At 72.0% G+C, this 16981-nt stretch carries 16 protein-coding genes; 10 read left to right on the plus strand and 6 right to left on the minus strand.

Features of this window, described 5'->3' with window-relative positions; all coding sequences use genetic code 11:
• Positions 1–11: 11 nt before the first annotated feature.
• The 3 genes from hemW to G4Z16_RS23775 all read right to left on the minus strand — a co-directional run bounded on the left by hemW (position 12) and on the right by G4Z16_RS23775 (position 2980).
• Positions 12–1250 (minus strand): radical SAM family heme chaperone HemW, encoded by a 1239-nt coding sequence (gene hemW / locus G4Z16_RS23765; protein ID WP_197352699.1) that lies wholly within the window; start codon positions 1248–1250, stop codon positions 12–14.
• A 100-nt stretch (positions 1251–1350) separates the two neighbouring features.
• On the minus strand, positions 1351–2199 hold the full coding sequence (locus tag G4Z16_RS23770) for a DUF3097 domain-containing protein (RefSeq protein ID WP_197352700.1): 849 nt from the start codon (positions 2197–2199) through the stop codon (positions 1351–1353).
• 28 nt (positions 2200–2227) lie between these two features.
• On the minus strand, positions 2228–2980 hold the full coding sequence (locus tag G4Z16_RS23775) for an MBL fold metallo-hydrolase (protein ID WP_197352701.1): 753 nt from the start codon (positions 2978–2980) through the stop codon (positions 2228–2230).
• Positions 2981–3206: 226 nt separating this feature from the next.
• Here G4Z16_RS23775 and hrcA point away from each other — a divergent pair, with 226 nt between their 5' ends.
• The 7 genes from hrcA (at position 3207) to G4Z16_RS23810 (ending at position 9463) form a co-directional block, all read left to right on the plus strand.
• Positions 3207–4223, plus strand: coding sequence for a heat-inducible transcriptional repressor HrcA (gene hrcA / locus G4Z16_RS23780; protein WP_197352702.1), 1017 nt, complete (start codon positions 3207–3209; stop codon positions 4221–4223).
• On the plus strand, positions 4224–5360 hold the full coding sequence (gene dnaJ, locus G4Z16_RS23785) for a molecular chaperone DnaJ (protein ID WP_028435077.1): 1137 nt from the start codon (positions 4224–4226) through the stop codon (positions 5358–5360). It begins immediately after the preceding gene.
• A 282-nt stretch (positions 5361–5642) separates the two neighbouring features.
• Positions 5643–6752 carry a nitronate monooxygenase gene (locus G4Z16_RS23790; RefSeq protein WP_197352703.1) on the plus strand — a complete coding sequence of 370 codons (1110 nt, stop codon included), beginning with the start codon at positions 5643–5645 and terminating at the stop codon, positions 6750–6752.
• Positions 6749–7504 (plus strand): 16S rRNA (uracil(1498)-N(3))-methyltransferase, encoded by a 756-nt coding sequence (locus G4Z16_RS23795; protein WP_197352704.1) that lies wholly within the window; start codon positions 6749–6751, stop codon positions 7502–7504. The genes G4Z16_RS23790 and G4Z16_RS23795 overlap by 4 nt, the downstream gene beginning before the upstream one ends.
• A 95-nt stretch (positions 7505–7599) precedes the next feature.
• Positions 7600–7977, plus strand: coding sequence for a histidine triad nucleotide-binding protein (locus tag G4Z16_RS23800; protein WP_197352705.1), 378 nt, complete (start codon positions 7600–7602; stop codon positions 7975–7977).
• An 18-nt stretch (positions 7978–7995) separates the two neighbouring features.
• A complete protein-coding gene (locus G4Z16_RS23805; RefSeq protein ID WP_197352706.1) occupies positions 7996–8994 on the plus strand; it encodes a ribonuclease Z in 999 nt (332 codons plus the stop codon).
• A 196-nt stretch (positions 8995–9190) separates the two neighbouring features.
• A complete protein-coding gene (locus G4Z16_RS23810; RefSeq protein WP_197352707.1) occupies positions 9191–9463 on the plus strand; it encodes a hypothetical protein in 273 nt (90 codons plus the stop codon).
• A 186-nt stretch (positions 9464–9649) separates the two neighbouring features.
• Here G4Z16_RS23810 and G4Z16_RS23815 read toward each other — a convergent pair whose 3' ends face one another.
• Both G4Z16_RS23815 and G4Z16_RS23820 read right to left on the minus strand, forming a co-directional pair.
• Complete coding sequence (locus G4Z16_RS23815; protein ID WP_197352708.1) at positions 9650–10669, minus strand: pyridoxal-phosphate dependent enzyme; 1020 nt, start codon at positions 10667–10669, stop codon at positions 9650–9652.
• A 107-nt stretch (positions 10670–10776) separates the two neighbouring features.
• Complete coding sequence (locus G4Z16_RS23820) at positions 10777–11613, minus strand: HAD family acid phosphatase (RefSeq protein ID WP_197352709.1); 837 nt, start codon at positions 11611–11613, stop codon at positions 10777–10779.
• 274 nt (positions 11614–11887) lie between these two features.
• Here G4Z16_RS23820 and G4Z16_RS23825 point away from each other — a divergent pair, with 274 nt between their 5' ends.
• The gene (locus G4Z16_RS23825; RefSeq protein WP_197352710.1) at positions 11888–12973 is read left to right on the plus strand and encodes an S-(hydroxymethyl)mycothiol dehydrogenase; all 1086 of its coding nucleotides are present in this window, start codon (positions 11888–11890) and stop codon (positions 12971–12973) included.
• 237 nt (positions 12974–13210) lie between these two features.
• A complete protein-coding gene (locus G4Z16_RS23830; RefSeq protein ID WP_197352711.1) occupies positions 13211–13954 on the plus strand; it encodes an SAM-dependent methyltransferase in 744 nt (247 codons plus the stop codon).
• A 98-nt stretch (positions 13955–14052) separates the two neighbouring features.
• Here the strand turns inward: G4Z16_RS23830 and G4Z16_RS23835 are convergent, their stop codons facing one another.
• Positions 14053–14853 (minus strand): IclR family transcriptional regulator, encoded by an 801-nt coding sequence (locus G4Z16_RS23835; RefSeq protein WP_197352712.1) that lies wholly within the window; start codon positions 14851–14853, stop codon positions 14053–14055.
• A gap of 611 nt (positions 14854–15464) precedes the next feature.
• Here G4Z16_RS23835 and G4Z16_RS23840 point away from each other — a divergent pair.
• Positions 15465–16808 (plus strand): cation:proton antiporter, encoded by a 1344-nt coding sequence (locus tag G4Z16_RS23840; RefSeq protein ID WP_246531022.1) that lies wholly within the window; start codon positions 15465–15467, stop codon positions 16806–16808.
• The last annotated feature ends 173 nt before the right edge of the window (positions 16809–16981 follow it).

Below are 16981 nucleotides of genomic sequence, written 5' to 3' on the forward strand. Positions count from 1 at the left end.
GGACGGGCGCGTCAGTCCACGAGGTCGCGTACCACCGCGTCGGCCAGCAGGCGTCCGCGGAGCGTCAGCACCGCCCGCCCCTGCTCGTACGGGCCCGGTTCCAGCAGCCCGTCGTCCAGCGCGCGGCGCGCGGCCTCCGCCCCTGCGGGCGCGAGCAGCCCGAGCGGGCACCCCGCCGCCAGCCGCAGCTCCAGCAGGATGCGCTCGACACGCCTGTCCTCGGGCGTCAGCACCTCGCGGCCCGCGCCGGGAGAACGGCCCTCGGCCAGGGCTCGCGCGTAGGCGGCCGGGTGCTTCACGTTCCACCAGCGCACCCCGCCCACGTGGGAGTGCGCACCGGGCCCGGCACCCCACCAGTCGCCGCCCGTCCAGTACAGCTCGTTGTGGCGGCAGGGGGCCGAAGGGTCCGACGCCACGGCCCAGTTGGAGACCTCGTACCAGCTCATGCCGGCGGCGGAGAGCGTCTCCTCCGCGATGAGATAGCGGTCCGCGTGCACGTCGTCGTCCGTCGGCGGCACCTCGCCGCGTCTGATGCGGCGCGCGAGCCGCGTGCCCTCCTCGACGATCAGGGCGTACGCGGAGACGTGGTCGGGTCCCGCGGACAGGGCGGAATCCAGGGAGGCCCGCCAGTCGTCGTCGCTCTCCCCGGGCGTGCCGTAGATCAGGTCGAGATTGACGTGCGGGAATCCCGCGGCACGGGCCTCCGCGACGCATTCCTCGGGCCTGCCGGGCGTGTGGCTGCGGTCGAGGACCTCGAGCACGTGGGCGCGTGCGCTCTGCATGCCGAAGGAGATCCGGTTGAAGCCGGCCTCACGCAGCCGCTCCAGGGAGGCGGGGCCGACGGACTCGGGATTCGCCTCGGTGGTCACTTCCGCGTCCTCGGTGAGCCCGAACTCGTCCCGCACGGTGGCGAGCATCGAGCCGAGGTCCTCGGGGGGCAGCAGCGTGGGGGTGCCTCCTCCGACGAAGACGGTGCTGACGCGGCGCGGGTCGTCGCCGAGGACCTTGCGGGCGAGCCGGATCTCGTCGGCGAGCGTGGACGCGTAGTTCTCCCGCGAGGCCAGTACTCCGCCGGAGTCGCGCAGCTCGGAGGCGGTGTAGGTGTTGAAGTCGCAGTAGCCGCAGCGGGTCGCGCAGTACGGCACGTGCAGGTAGAAGCCGAGCGGCCGCGAGTCGCGGCCCGCCAGGGCGTCGGACGGCAGCGACCCGCTCTCGGGCACGGGCTCGCCGTCGGGGAGTGCGGAGGGCATGCGTCCCATTGTCCGCGATGCCGCACGGCGCCCGTCACGGCGGCGGACGTCGGAGCTCCGCCCGGTACCGCCCCTCCTCCCCGCAGCCGTGCGGACCCGGCTACGAGAACCCGACCGTCACATGGTCGATGAGCTGCTCCACGCGCCCCAGCAGGGCGGGCTCCAGGTCCCGGTAGTCGTGCACGTGGCCGAGGATCCGCTGCCAGGCCGCGCCGGTGTTCGCGGGCCAGCCCAGCGCGGCGCACACGCCGCTCTTCCAGTCCTGCCCGTGCGGCACCCGGGGCCAGGCGTCGATGCCCACGGAGGACGGCTTCACCGCCTCCCAGATGTCGATGTACGGGTGGCCCACCACCAGCACGTGCTCGTCCGTGACCTCGGCCGCGATGCGGGACTCCTTCGAGCCCGGCACCAGGTGGTCGACGAGGACGCCGAGCCTTGCCTCCGGGCCGGGGGCGAAGTCCCGTACGACGGCGGGGAGATCGTCGACACCCTCCAGGTACTCGACCACGACGCCCTCGATCCGCAGGTCGTCGCCCCAGACCTTCTCGACGAGTTCCGCGTCGTGCCGTCCCTCCACGTAGATCCGCCCCGCACGTGCCACACGGGCCCGCGCTCCCGGCACGGACAGCGATCCGGACGCAGTGCGCCGGGGGCCCTGCGCGTCGCCCGCCGGGGCGGACTCCGGCGACCGCGCCGGCCGCACGAGCGTGACGGTGCGGCCCTCGAGCAGGAAGCCGCGGGGCGCCATCGGGAAGACACGGTGCTTGCCGAACCGGTCCTCCAGCGTGACCGTGGGGCCCTCGGCGGTCTTCTCGGTGCGGATCACGGCGCCGCAGAAGCCGGTGGTGATCTCCTCCACCACCAGGCCGGGGTCGGCCGGCACCTCCGGCACGGGCCGCTGCTTCTTCCACGGCGGCGTCAGATCGGGATCGTAGGAACGGCTGCGCATGGCTGCATTCTTCACGACCGCCGTCAGTTCATGACAGCCCGAAACGGTCTGCCAGGGCCTCCCGTTGGGCCCGTACGAAGTCCGCACCGACGACCGCGCCGTGCCCAGGCACGTACAGCGCGTCCTCGCCGCCGAGCGCCAGCAGCCGGCCGAGGGCCTCCGGCCACCGCGACGGACTGGCGTCGGGCCCGGCCTGCGGTTCACCGGACTCCTCGACGAGGTCGCCGCAGAAGACGACACGGGGCCCGCCGTCCCGGTCGCTCACGACCACCGCCAGGTCGAACTGGCTGTGTGCCGCGCCCATGTTCACCAGGCGCACTTCCCGCTCGCCCGGCGTCATCGTCAGCTGCTCGGAGATGCCGTGCTGCGGCGGCACCAGCCCCGCCGCCGACTCCGCCGCCGCGTCCGGGGCCATGCCGTGCCGCACCGCGTCCTGGCGCAACTCCTCGCGCGCGTCCGCGAGATACTCGCCCAGCCCCTGCGCCCCGTACACGTGGGCGCCCTCGAACGCCGCCGTGCCGAAGACGTGGTCGAAGTGCGAGTGCGTGAGCGCGGCGTGCGTCACCGGCAGGCCGAAGACGCCGCGCAGCCCGTCGCGGATCTCCGCGCCCTCCGCGACTCCGGAGCCGGTGTCGACGACGAGCACTCCCTTCGTGCCCCGCACGGCGCCCACCGTCGCGTCCCAGCCGGGCAGCCTGCGCCGTGCGACGCCGGGCGCCAGCTGCTCCCAGAGACCCTCTCCGGGTGGTCCTTCGCGGTGTTTGTCCCTGTTCCAGGCCATGTGACGACGCTACTGGGACGTACCCCGCGGCGCGCCACCGCGATACGGTCAGAACTGACGGCTCTTGCCCATGCCCAGGCAACCGGCCGTACACTTACCCGGGGGATCTGGCACTCCGTCCAGGAGAGTGCCAGGGACGCCGGAGAGACGCCGGGGGAGCGAGTGGCGCCGGCGGCCCCGGATCGAAATGTCGCAGGCAGAGGCAAGGCCGGACGGGAGGTGCGCGATGCTGAGTGAACGCAGGCTCGAAGTGCTGCGCGCGATCGTCCAGGACTATGTCGGTACCGAGGAGCCCGTGGGCTCCAAGGCCCTCACGGAGCGGCACAACCTCCAGGTCTCCCCGGCCACCGTGCGCAACGACATGGCGGTTCTCGAGGACGAGGGCTACATCGCGCAGCCGCACACCAGCGCCGGGCGCATCCCGACCGACAAGGGCTACCGCCTCTTCGTGGACAAGCTGGCCGGCGTGAAGCCGCTCTCCTCTCCCGAGCGCCGCGCCATCCAGAACTTCCTGGAGGGCGCCGTCGACCTCGACGACGTGGTGGGGCGCACGGTGCGGCTGCTCGCGCAGCTGACGCGGCAGGTCGCCGTCGTTCAATACCCGTCGCTGACGCGGTCGACGGTGCGGCATGTGGAGTTGCTCTCCCTCGCGCCCGCCCGGCTGATGCTGGTGCTGATCACCGACACCGGCCGCGTCGAGCAGCGGCTGATCGACTGCCAGGCACCCATCGGCGATTCCGCGCTGGCGGACCTGCGGGCCCGGCTCAACAGCCGTGTGGTGGGGCAGCGTTTCACCGAGGTGCCCTCCCTGGTGCAGGATCTCCCGGACGCCTTCGAGGGTGACGACCGCGGCACGGTGTCGACGGTGCTGGCCACCCTGCTGGAGACACTCGTTGAAGAGACCGAGGAACGCCTGATCATCGGCGGCACCTCCAACCTCACACGCTTCGGCCACGACTTCCCGCTGACCATCCGGCCCGTGCTGGAGGCGCTCGAGGAGCAGGTCGTGCTGCTGAAGCTGCTCGGAGAAGCCAAGGACCCGGGCATGACCGTACGAATCGGGCATGAGAATGCCCACGAAGGACTGAGTTCCACATCGGTGGTTTCGGTCGGCTACGGTTCGGGCGACGAAGCAGTCGCCAAGCTCGGCGTGGTCGGACCGACCCGCATGGACTACCCCGGAACGATGGGAGCTGTACGCGCAGTGGCACGGTACGTCGGACAGATCCTCGCGGAGTCGTAAGTGGCGACGGACTACTACGCGGTCCTCGGCGTGCAGCGCGACGCCTCGCAGGACGACATCAAGAAGGCCTTCCGCAGGCTCGCGCGCGAGCTGCACCCTGACGTCAATCCGGACCCGAAGACGCAGGAGCGGTTCAAGGAGATCAACACCGCCTACGAGATCCTCTCCGACCCGCAGAAGAAGCAGGTCTACGACCTCGGCGGCGACCCGGCGGCCGGTGCCGCCGGGGGAGCGGGCGGCTTCGGCGGAGCGGGCGGCTTCGGCAACTTCTCGGACATCATGGACGCCTTCTTCGGCACCGCCTCGCAGCGCGGGCCGAGGTCGCGCACGCGGCGGGGCCAGGACGCCATGATCCGGCTCGACATCGAGCTCGACGAGTCCGCCTTCGGCACGACGAAGGACATCCAGGTCGACACGGCCATCGTCTGCAACACCTGCAACGGTGAGGGCGCGGCGCCGGGCACCTCGGCGCAGACCTGCGACATGTGCCGCGGCAGGGGAGAGGTCTCCCAGGTCACCCGGTCCTTCCTCGGCCAGGTCATGACTTCGCGTCCCTGCCCGCAGTGCCAGGGCTTCGGCACGGTCGTGCCCAGCCCCTGCCCGGAGTGCGCCGGGGACGGGCGCATCCGCTCGCGCCGCAGCCTGACGGTCAAGATCCCCGCCGGTGTCGACAACGGCACCCGCATCCAGCTCGCGGGCGAGGGTGAGGTCGGCCCCGGCGGCGGTCCCGCCGGCGACCTGTACGTGGAGATCCACGAGACCGCGCACCCCGTCTTCCAGCGCCGCGGTGACGATCTGCACTGCACGGTCACCATCCCGATGACGGCCGCCGCCCTCGGGACGAAGGTGCCGCTGGAGACGCTGGACGGCCTGGAGGAGGTCGACATCAGGCCGGGCACGCAGTCCGGGCAGTCGATCCCCTTGCACGAGCGCGGCGTCACGCATCTGCGCGGCGGCGGGCGCGGGCAGCTCATCGTCCACGTCGAGGTGACGACGCCCTCCAACTTGGAGCCGGAGCAGGAGGAGTTGCTGCGGCGGCTGGCGGAGATGCGCGGTGAGGAGCGGCCGACGGGCCAGTTCCAGCCCGGGCAGCAGGGGCTGTTCTCGCGGCTCAAGGACGCGTTCAACGGCCGCTGAGGCAGCGGTTCCTGGCTGACCCGGCGGATCCGGTGCGGGCCGTCCGCACCTACGCTCCGAGGCCCCTCCGCACGCCCGCTCCGAGCGGGCCACGTACTTCGCAGTACCCGCCGGATCGGCCGGACCTGCCGGTTCTTCACGCCGGCCTTGTCCGCCGGTATGCCGGTCCCTCGGCATCCGGCTCGGCTCCCTCGCTCACCGGCGATCCCTTCGCTGCCGGTGGCGTCACCGCAGGACAGGTCCGGGCCGGGGCGGCCGCGGGCCCCGTGACAGGATGTGCGCATGCCCTCCGCATCGATCCCGTTCTCCGACCTCACGGAGCATCCGATTGTGCAGGCCCCCATGGCGGGCGGGCCCTCCTGTCCGGAGCTGGCCGGAAAGGTGAGCGAGGCGGGCGGCATGGGCTTCCTCGCCGCCGGCTACAAGACGCCCGAGGCGATGTACGAGGAGATCAAGCAGCTGCGCGGGCAGACCCAACGCCCCTTCGGCGTCAATCTGTTCATGCCGCAGCCCGACAACGCCGACGCGGGGGCACTGGAGCGCTACCGGGCACAGCTCGCGGGCGAGGCGATGTGGTTCGAGACCGAACTCGGCGAGACCGACCACACGACCGACGACGCCTACGAGGCCAAGCTCGCCATACTCTTCGACGACCCCGTCCCCGTCGTCTCCTTCACGTTCGGCTGCCCGACCCGGCATGTCCTGGAGCGGTTCGCCAGGCGCGGGACGTACACCGTCGTCACCGTCACCTCCGCCGGCGAGGCGGAGACCGCCGAGTTCCAAGGTGCGGACGCGGTGTGCGTACAGGGCGTCGAGGCGGGCGGCCACCAGAGCACCCACCGCGACGACCCGCAGGCGGACGGCACCGGCAGCGGCCTGGGGCTGCTCTCCCTGATCACCCAGGTCAAGGAGACCGTGCGGCTGCCCGTCGTCGCCGCGGGCGGGCTGATGCGCGGCAAGCAGATCGCGGCGGTGCTGGCGGCGGGCGCGAGCGCCGCCCAGCTCGGCACGGCATTCCTCGTCTGCCCCGAGTCGGGCGCGGACATCGTGCACAAGCAGGCCATGACCAACCCCCTCTTCGCACGCACCGAGTTGACCCGTGCCTTCACGGGGCGGCCCGGCCGTGCCCTGGTCAATCGCTTCCTGCGGGAGCACGGCCCGTACGCTCCCGCCGCCTATCCGCAGGTGCACCACCTCACCGCCCCTGTGCGCAAGGCCGCGGCCAAGGCGAAGGACCCGCAGGGCATGGCCCTTTGGGCGGGCCAGGGGCACCGGCTCGCGCGGGATCTGCCGGCGGAGCAGCTGATGGACGTACTGGTCACGGAGTTGGCGATGGCCCGCGAGAGGCTCGCGAAGCAGGGCGGGACGGCAGCCGGGGGCGGCCCCGTATGACCGCTCCCGTCTTCCTGGCGGACACCGCTCAACTCGCGGACGCCGCAGGGCGGGAGGGCGGCACGGTCGTGCTGGAGGGCCCCGAGGGCCGGCACGCGGTGTCGGTGCGGCGGCTGCGCCCCGGCGAGGAGATCGTGCTCACGGACGGCGCGGGCACCGGCGCCCACGGCACGGTGACTGCGGTCTCCGGCAAGGACCGCCTGGAGGTGGCCGTCACGTCGGTACGCACGGAGACCGAGCCGCGCCCCCGCATCACGGTCGTACAGGCGCTCCCCAAAGGCGACCGCGGCGAGCTCGCCGTCGAGACGATGACGGAGACGGGGGCCGACGCGATCGTGCCGTGGGCGGCGTCCCGCTGCGTGACGCAGTGGAAGGGCGAGCGGGGCCTCAAGTCGCTTGCGAAATGGCGCTCGACGGCGCGGGAGGCCGGCAAGCAGTCGCGCCGGCTGCGCTTCCCGGACGTCGCGGAACTCGCCACGACGTCGCAGGTCGGCGAGCTGCTGCGGGAGGCCGCTCTGGGCGTCGTCCTGCACGAGGAGGGAGACCTGCCGCTGGCCACCGCCGAACTGCCTTCGGACGGCGGCATCGTGCTGGTGGTCGGCCCCGAAGGCGGCGTGTCCCCGCAGGAGTTGACGGCCTTCACCGAGGCGGGAGCGCGTACCTGCCGGCTCGGCCCGAGCGTGCTGCGCACCTCCACCGCCGGTACGGCGGCGACGGCCCTGCTGCTGGGCCGCACCGGACGCTGGGACTGATGGCGCGCCCCGGCACCGGCGGCCCGTCCCGGCCTGCGGCGGGCAGTGGTGATTCGGGAGGGTGCGGCGGCGGCGAGCACAGGTAGCATCCCGGCATGGCTGGAGAACCGCAGGCCGACTGCCTGTTCTGCAAGATCGTCGCCGGTGAGGTCCCGGCGACGGTGGTACGGGAGTCGCAGACGACCGTCGCGTTCCGGGACATCAACCCGCAGGCGCCCACGCATGTCCTCGTGATCCCCAAGGCGCACTACCCCGACGCGGCCTCCCTCGCCGCGGCCGAGCCGCAGCTCGCCGTGGACCTGCTGCTCGAAGCGGGCGAGGTCGCCGCCGAGGAGAACATCGTCGCCGACGACGCCGGGCCGGGCACGGGTTACCGCGTCGTCTTCAACACCGGCTCCGGCGCGGGACAGACCGTCTTCCACGCGCACGCCCATGTGCTGGGGGGCCGGGGCTTCAACTGGCCGCCCGGCTGACCCGCCGCCCGCTCAGAGATGTCCTCGCGTGAACTGGTCGTGCTGGGCACCGCCAGCCAGGTCCCGACCCGGCACCGCAACCACAACGGTTACGTGCTGCTCTGGGACGGCCACGGCATCCTCTTCGACCCCGGCGAGGGCACCCAGCGCCAGATGCTGCGCGCGGGCGTCTCGGCCCACGACCTGACCAGGATCTGCGTCACTCACTTCCACGGCGACCATTCCCTGGGGCTGGCGGGCGTCATCCAGCGCATCAACCTGGACCGGGTACCGCACACCGTGACGGCGCACTATCCGGCGAGCGGCGAGCGCTTCTTCGAGCGGCTGCGGTACGCCACGGCGTACCGCGAGACGGTGGCGCTGCGGCAGGAACCCGTCGCGGCCACGGGCGAGTTGGCGGCACCAGCACCAGCACCAGCACCAGCACCGGCACCGGCACCCGCCGCCGGGCCCTTGGGCGCCGGCACGTGGGCTGACCCGGGATCCGAGGAGCCCCCGCCCTTCACGCTCTTCGCACACCGGCTGTCGCACCCCGTCGACGCGTACGGATACCGGCTCACCGAACCGGACTCGCGCCGCATGCTCCCCGAGCGGCTGGAGTCACGCGGCATCCGCGGCCCGGACATCTCCCTCCTGAAGCGCACGGGCGAACTGCGCGGCGTACGGCTGGAAGAAGTCAGCGAGCCCCGGCCCGGGCAGCGCTTCGCGTTCATCATGGACACCCGGATGTGCGACGGCGTCCTCGCCCTGGCACAGGACTGCGACCTGCTCGTCATCGAGTCCACGTTCCTGGACGAGGACGCGGCGCTCGCCGAGGAGTACGGCCACCTCACGGCCGGTCAGGCGGGCCGGGCGGCGGCGGAAGCGGGCGTGCGCAGCCTCGTCCTCACTCATTTCTCTCAGCGGTACACGGACGCCTCCCTCTTCGCCCGGCAGGCCCGACAGGCGGGTTTCGAGGGGGAGTTGACGGTGGCGGAGGACCTGACGCGTGTCCCCGTGCCGAAGCGCCGGGCCTGAGCAACGCCGGAGTGCCGCCGCCTCGCTCGGGGACTCTCCCGGGTCGGCGGCCGGAGTGGACACGCACCCGCCTCGTACACATCGTGCGCCCGCGTCAAGTTCCTTGCTGATCCCTGATAACAACTCTGCAACGCCCGAAATTTGTACGTACCTTCGGCATCGGTGTGGGGCGTTCCTCTCAGAACTGGAGCAGTCAATGTCCCGGAAGCGGAAGAGCAGTCTGGCGGTCAAGGCCACTGTCGGGTTCGGTGCAACCGTCCTCGCGGTCGGCATCGCCGCGGTGGCTGTCGGCACGAGCCAGGCGGCGACGGAGAACTGTGCGGGCCTGGAGCAGGCGCTGAAGAACAACCAGAACTTCATCGCCGGGCAGAAGGCCAACCCCGATGCCCAGTCGGAGGCGAGGATCGCCAACCGGCAGGCCGTCATCGACAACATCCAGCAGCGCCTGCAAGCGGCGGGCTGCCAGTGACCCACTGGGCCCACGGAGCCCACTGACCGATCACAACCGGAACGAGCGGAATCGCGCGTCCAAGATCCTCGGCGGCACAGGGCGGCTCGCCGAGTAGGAACGGCCGGCACCTCCTGCCCAGGTGCCGGCCGTTCGCAGTCCCCTCGAAGTGATGTGCGCGGGGCCGCCCACGACGGCCCGGCGCAGTCAGGTCCCCTCAGGGCCCTCCTGCATCAGCTCCAGGAAGCGCTTCGTGCCCACGTTGCCACCGGAGATGATGACGCCGACCCGTGCTGGAACCGGGTCGATCCGCCCGGCGATCAGTGCCGCCAGCCCCGTCGCCCCGCTCGGCTCGACCACGATCTTCAGCCTCTCGAAGGCGAAGCGCATCGCCGCGCGGATCTCCTCGTCGCTCACCAGCTCCACACCCGCCAGCAGGCGCCGGTTGACGGAGAAGGTCAACTCGCCCGGTGTCGTGGCGGCCTGACCGTCCGCGATGGTGCGCGGTACCGCGTCCAGCTCGATGCGGCCGCCCGCGGCCAGTGAGCGGCGCGTGTCGTCGCCCGCCTCCGGCTCGATGCCGATGACGCGCAGCCGCGGGTGGAGCGCGGCCGCCACGGTCGCCGTGCCGGCCGCGAGTCCGCCGCCGCCGACCGGGACGAGCAGGGCGTCCAACTCCCCTGTCTCCTCCAGCAGTTCCAGCGCGGCCGTGCCCTGACCCGCGATGACGTGCGGGTGCTCGTACGGAGGCACGAGCGCCAGCCCCCGGTCCCGCGCCACGCGCCCGCCGATGTCCTCACGGTTCTCGGTGTAGCGGTCGTAGGTGACGATCTCGGCGCCGTAGTCGGCCGTGGCGTCCATCTTGGACGGCGGGGTGTCCTCGGGCATCACGATCACGGCCCTGCTGCCCAGCTCACGGGCGGCGAGGGCGACGGCCTGCGCGTGATTGCCGGAGGAGTAGGTCGCGACGCCGTTCGCCAGCTGCTCGGGCGGCAGTTGGGAGACGGCGTTGTAGGCGCCGCGGAACTTGAACGCGCCGATCCTCTGGAAGTTCTCGCACTTGAGGTGGACCTCCGCGCCCACCATCCGGTCCAGGGTCCGGGAGCGGAGCACCGGTGTGCGGTGCGCCGCTCCCTTCAGCCGGTCCGCCGCTGTGCGCACGTCCTCGAGCGTCACGGGTCCGGTGCCCGGGGCTGCCGGGCCGTCCGTCGTCGGGCTGCTGCTCATGGATGCTTCGCTCCTCCTCCGGGGGCGGCGGACTCCTCCCGCCCGCACGTGTGCCCCCTGGCAGCTACATCCTCGCCCGCTTTGCCCGCGAATCCGAGTGTGCGTTTCTACGGGAGGAAGTACATCGGGTTCGGCAGCTTGTACGTGCGCTCGGCGTGGCCGCCCTTGAGGTCGCTGAACTGGTCGCCGAAGTTGGCGAGGATCCTGTAGCCCTTCGACTCCAGGTGCTTGCGCGTACCGGACTTGTACTCGACCGTCGTGCAGTCGCTGCCGCACTCCAGGTACGGCGGCGGGTGCTCCTTGTCCTTGAGGTAGAAGTGCTTGGTGTCGACCGGGGCCTTGTAGCCGACGTTCTTGAGGTTGCGGACGCTCCAGTCGCGCTGGTGCTCGGCGCGGCCGGTGAGGAAGAAGACCGTGATGCCGCTCTTGTGCGCCCAGTTGACCAGCTTCTTCATGCCGAAGACCGCGTCCATGTCGGTGGTGCGCAGGTACTCGTCCTGGAGCTTCGGGTCGAAGTTGTAGCCGATCTGCCGCTCGAAGTTGTAGGTGAGCAGCGTGGTGTCGTCGACGTCGAAGACGACGGCCGGCTTGTGGTCGTGGCGCGACTTCTCGCTCTCCTTGGCCATGGAGCGCTTCAGGTCGCGCTGGGCGTCGGCGGCGATGCCGCGGACCTGCTTGGCGTAGTCGCTCTTCGGGGAGGCGTAGTGCTCACCGTCAGGGGTCTCGATGTCGCCGTAGTAGTCGGCGATCTTCTCCTTGACCTTGTCGATGTTGGGGATCTCGCGGTCCGTGCCCGGCGTGGAGCGCTCGGCGGTCGCCTGCCCGGCACCGAAGAGGGCGGTGCCGGCGAGGGCGGCGGAGACGATGGCCGCGGCTGCGGCGGCGCGGCGCCCGCGGAGGAGGGTGAACGGGCGGCGTGTGCTGCTGTCTTCGGTGGGGGGCATGGGGGGCTCCAAGAAATGTGCGGGCGGGGCGGGGCCCCTGCTGTTCGACGGGATGCAAGTCGGCGCGGTGCAGGGGGAAGCTAACAGAGACCCGGCCATCGTTCTACGCGCGGAGATGGAACCTTGCCGTGAACTTTGCCGAACGCGGGCACCGACAGCACGGGCAACACCCCGTCGTGTGGTCGACGGTTCGCCTCCCGGGCGGCACAGTTGGGCGCAACCGACAATCCGTGGTCACGACGGGGTGACCGCGGGACGAGCACGGAGGGTCCGGATGTCACAGGAGGTGCGCGGCGTCATCGCGCCGGGCAAGGACGAACCGGTACGCGTGGAGACCGTCGTGGTGCCGGACCCCGGCCCCGGGGAGGCCGTGGTGAAGGTGCAGGCGTGCGGCGTCTGCCACACCGATCTGCACTACAAACAGGGCGGCATCAACGACGACTTCCCCTTCCTCCTCGGCCACGAGGCCGCGGGAGTCGTCGAGTCCGTGGGCCCGGGCACGACCGAGGTGGAGCCCGGCGACTTCGTGATCCTCAACTGGCGTGCGGTGTGCGGTCAGTGCCGCGCCTGCAGCCGCGGACGCCCCTGGTACTGCTTCGACACGCACAACGCCCGTCAGCCGATGACCCTGACCGACGGGCGGGAGCTCTCCCCGGCGCTCGGTATCGGCGCCTTCGCGGAGAAGACGCTCGTGGCCGCGGGCCAGTGCACCAAGGTCGACCCTGAAGTCGACCCCGCTGTCGCGGGTCTGCTCGGCTGCGGCGTGATGGCGGGGATCGGTGCCGCCGTCAACACCGGCCAGGTCGGGCGCGGCGACTCCGTCGCGGTCATCGGCTGCGGCGGAGTGGGCGACGCCGCCATCGTCGGCGCACGGCTCGCGGGAGCCGCCCGAGTGATCGCCGTCGACATCGACGAACGCAAGCTCCGGCAGGCCGAGTCCATGGGCGCCACCCACACCGTCGACTCACGTAAGGCCGACGTGGTCGAGACGATCAGGGAACTGACCGGCGGCTTCGGCGCGGACGTGGTCATCGAGGCCGTCGGCCGTCCCGAGACCTACGAACAGGCCTTCTACGCGCGGGACCTGGCGGGCACCGTCGTGCTGGTCGGGGTGCCGACACCGGAGATGCGCCTCGATCTCCCGCTGCTGGACGTCTTCGGGCGCGGCGGGTCCCTCAAGTCGTCCTGGTACGGGGACTGTCTGCCCTCCCGCGACTTCCCGATGCTCATCGATCTGCACAAGCAAGGGCGCCTGCCCCTGGACAAGTTCGTGACGGAGCGGATCGCCCTGGACGAGGTCGAGCAGGCCTTCGACCGCATGCACGCCGGGGACGTGCTGCGTTCGGTCGTCGTGTTCTGACGCGGGGGCCGCGGGCCCGCGGGGCGTCGCGGCGCGGGCAGTGTGCCGGCCGTCGGGGCGGTGGCGCGGGCCGGTCGCCCGGGCCTCGGCGGCCCGGCCGGCGACCGTGGCAGATGTCGTCCCGGCATCTGTCACGGTCCTTCCGTGGACCCGCCCGACCGCGGACGGGAATCCGCGTTGCGGCGTGCCCGTGCGCAAGGGCAGAGTTCCGCCCGAACGCACCCCGAAGGGAAGCCCATGTCGCTGCGCCACCATGAGATCGCCGAAGCCGGGAACCGCATCCTCAATCCCTTCACCGAGGAGAAGCTGCGGCTGCTCGGAACGGTGACGGCGCCCAGGCCCGGCGCACGTCACCTCGATCTGGCCTGCGGCAAGGGGGAGATGCTCTCGACCTGGGCACGTGACCACGGCACCGAAGGCATCGGCGTGGACATCAGCCGGGTCTTCCTCGAAGCCGCCCGCGAGCGAGCGGCGGAATTGGGAGTCGCGGAGCGGCTGCACTTCGAGCGTGCGGACGCGGGATCGTACGAGGCCGAGCCCGGCGGCCACGACCTGGTGACCTGCCTGGGCGCGACCTGGATCGGCGGGGGCCTCGCCGGCACGCTGGAGCTGATGCGCCGCGCGCTGCGGGCGGACGGCACGATGGTCGTCGGTGAGGTGTTCTGGCGGTCCGAGCCGTCCGACGAGGCGTGCCGCGCCCTGGAGATGGAGCCGGACGACTTCGCGAGCCTCGCCGGCACCAACGAGCGCTTCGAGGCAGCCGGCCTCGAACTCGTCGAGATGGTCCTCGCGGATCCGGACAGCTGGGACCGGTACGCCGCCTCGCAGTGGCGCACCGTCAGCGACTGGCTGTGCGCGCACCCGGAGCACCCGGATGCCCCGGACATGCGCGACTTCCTCCGGCACTCCCGCACGTCGTATCTCGCCCACGGCCGTGACCTGCTGGGTTGGGGCGCCTTCGTGCTCCGCCCGGTGAGCTGAGGGGGTACGGAGCGTCCGCCCGGCCTGCCTTCGGGAACGCCACGCCGGGGAGGACTGACGCCGCGAGTGGGCGGCGAGGCCGGACCGCGAGCGAGGTGTCAGCGCCAGTCGGGGGCGCCGCTGCCCGCGGCCAGGCCCGCGGACTCGATCCGTTCGCGGATCTCCCGCATCACGGTCACGATGCGCTGCTCGTGCTCCTCGCTGAGACGGCCGACCGGCACCGAGCAGCTGACCGCGTCGGTCGCGGGGGATTCCCCCGCAGCGTCGCGCAGCGCGAAGCCGAAGCCCGCGATGCCGACGACTCCCTCCTCGCGGTCGATGGCGTAGCCGCGCTCCCGCACCCGCGCCAGGTCCGCCAGCAGCGAGGCACGCCGGGTGTGGCTGTGCGGGGTCAGGGCGCGCAACGGGTCCTCGGGGAGCGGGAGTTCGGAGTCCGGCCGCTCGGCCAGCAGCGCCTTGCCGAGGGCGCCGGCGTGCGCGGGCAGGCGGCGGCCGACGCGGCTGAGCGTGCGCTGGTACTCGTGCGACTCCCGTGTGGCCAGGTACACGACGTCGCCGCGGTCCAGCCGGGCCAGGTGGATGGTCTCGCCCAGTCGCTCGGAGGCCTCCGCGAGATACGGGCGGGCCGCCCGCACCCTCGGGTCGCTGTCGAGATAGCTGGTGCCGGTGAGCAGGGCGCGGATGCCGATGCCGTAGAGGGAACCGGTGGCGTCCGTACGTACCCAGCCGCGCTCGATGAGGGTCTGCAGCAGGGCGTACATGCTGCTTCGCGGCACTTGGAGTTCCTCGGCGAGCTCACGCAACCGGGCGGGCCGGTCGCCTCGCGCGGCCAGTACCTCCAGCAGATCGACGGCGCGGGAGGCGGACTTCACGGCGCGTACGCCTCCGGGCTCCGGCATGCGCTGATCGTAGGGCATGTGCGGTCGTGCGCCCGGGGGTTGCGGCGCGAAGGCTGAGCTGCGGAAGTGGGCGGTGCGGCCGCCCGCCGGCGGCCATCGGCTTCCCGGCGGGAGAGGCGGCTGACCGCACGCCCGATCCGTCGTCGCAGCACGCCGGACGGTCCCGCTTTACCCCGGCAGCAGGATCTCTTTACCGAGCGATTACCCTGGTGCGGGTGATCGCCCATCGCAAGGACCGGCTCCGACGCCGGTCCTGAAGCCGACGTGACGGGGGCCAAGATGCATCCGACCCACCGCCGGTCCGTGAAGCCGCCCTCGTCGGCGTCGCCCACACGCCGCTCCCGCAGCCCGCGAGCCCGGGCATGCGCGGGCGGATGCCGCCGCCCGCGGCAGCGTGCACGGCAGCAACGGCACAGACCGCTCCGGCCTCCCACGCGCACGGGGGGATCGACCCGCCCCCGCGTGCCGGTCGCCGCCGGCCCGTCGCCACATCCGGCACCCCTCCCGTACGTGACCACGTCACCGGGCCCGTACGTGACCACGTCACCGAGCCGTCGCGTACGAGGACGAGCCGGACGCCGCTGCTGAACCGACCCGGAGGTCAGACGCCCGTGCACGACACCACCGCCATGCTCATCGAACTCGGGGCGATCATCCTGGCCCTGGGCCTGCTGGGGAGATTCGCCGGCCGCATCGGCTTCTCGCCGATCCCCCTCTACCTCCTCGCCGGGCTGGCCTTCGGCCACGGCGGCATCGTTCCGCTGCAGGCGAGCGAGGAATTCGTCGCCACCGGGGCCGAGATCGGGGTGATCCTGCTGCTGCTCCTGCTCGGTCTGGAGTACAGCGCCTCCGAACTCGTCACCAACCTCAAGACCCAATACCCCTCCGGCGCCGTCGACTTCGTCCTCAACGCCCTGCCCGGCGCCGCAGCAGCACTGCTGCTGGGCTGGGGTCCCGTCGCCGCCGTGGTCCTGGCCGGAGTCACGTGGATCTCCTCGTCGGGCGTCATCGCCAAGGTCCTCGGCGATCTCGGGCGCCTCGGCAACCGCGAGACGCCCGTGATCCTCGGAGTGCTGGTCATCGAGGATCTCGCGATGGCCGTCTATCTGCCCATCCTCACCGCGATCCTCGCCGGTGTGAGTCTCGCGGGCGGGGCGGTGACGCTGCTGATCTCGCTCGGCACCGTCGGCGCCGTGCTCTACCTCGCCCTGCGGCACGGCCGTTTGATCAGCCGCGTCGTCTCGTCCGACAGCGCGGAGATGCTGCTGCTCGTCGTGCTCGGCCTCACGCTGCTGGTCGCCGGGATCGCCCAGGAGCTCCAGGTCTCGGCAGCCGTCGGGGCGTTCCTCGTGGGGATCGCGCTCTCGGACGAGGTGGCCGAGGGCGCCCACAGCCTGCTCACTCCGCTCCGCGACCTCTTCGCCGCCGTCTTCTTCGTCTTCTTCGGCCTGTCCACCGAGCCGTCCGCGATCCCGCCCGTGCTGCTGCCCGCGCTGATCCTCGCCGTCGTCACCGCTCTGACGAAGATCGCCACAGGCTGGTACGCCGCACGCCGTGCCGGCATCAGGGCCCCGGGGCGCTGGCGGGCCGGCGGCACGCTCGTGGCACGGGGCGAGTTCTCCATCGTGATCGCGGGGCTCGCGGCGGGGGCCGAGCCGCGCATCGGCCCGCTGGCCACCGCGTACGTCCTCATCCTCGTCATCGTCGGACCGCTCACCGCCCGTTGGGCCGAGCCGGTGGCGCGGCGACTGACCCGGCGCAAGGGCTCGGCCGGGGCGGCAGCCGCGAAGCCGGCGACCGCTTCGGAGGGTGCGGGCCAGGCGGATGCCCTCCCGGAGGGCGAGGGCTCGCGGGCCGAGGGGCCGGACGAAGCCGCCCCGGCGGATGTGCGCCCGGAGGAAGAGGCCCCGGGCCCTGGCGTGGAGGAGTCCGACCCCGCACGCACGTCCCGGTGACCGTCTTCGTGCGCAGGCCCTGAGCACCGGCCCGCTCCTCGCAGCCCGTGCCGCCCTCGCATCAGCGACGTTGGGCGGCGGTGCGTGCCGGTGCCGGTGCGTGCCGGTGCCGGTGCGTCGCAAGCGGAGTGCCGTGTGCGAAGTATTGACCGGTGATGTTCAGATCCTTAGCC

Origin of the sequence: Streptomyces bathyalis (assembly GCF_015910445.1) — a bacterium.
In the GTDB taxonomy this organism is placed as follows: domain Bacteria; phylum Actinomycetota; class Actinomycetes; order Streptomycetales; family Streptomycetaceae; genus Streptomyces; species Streptomyces bathyalis.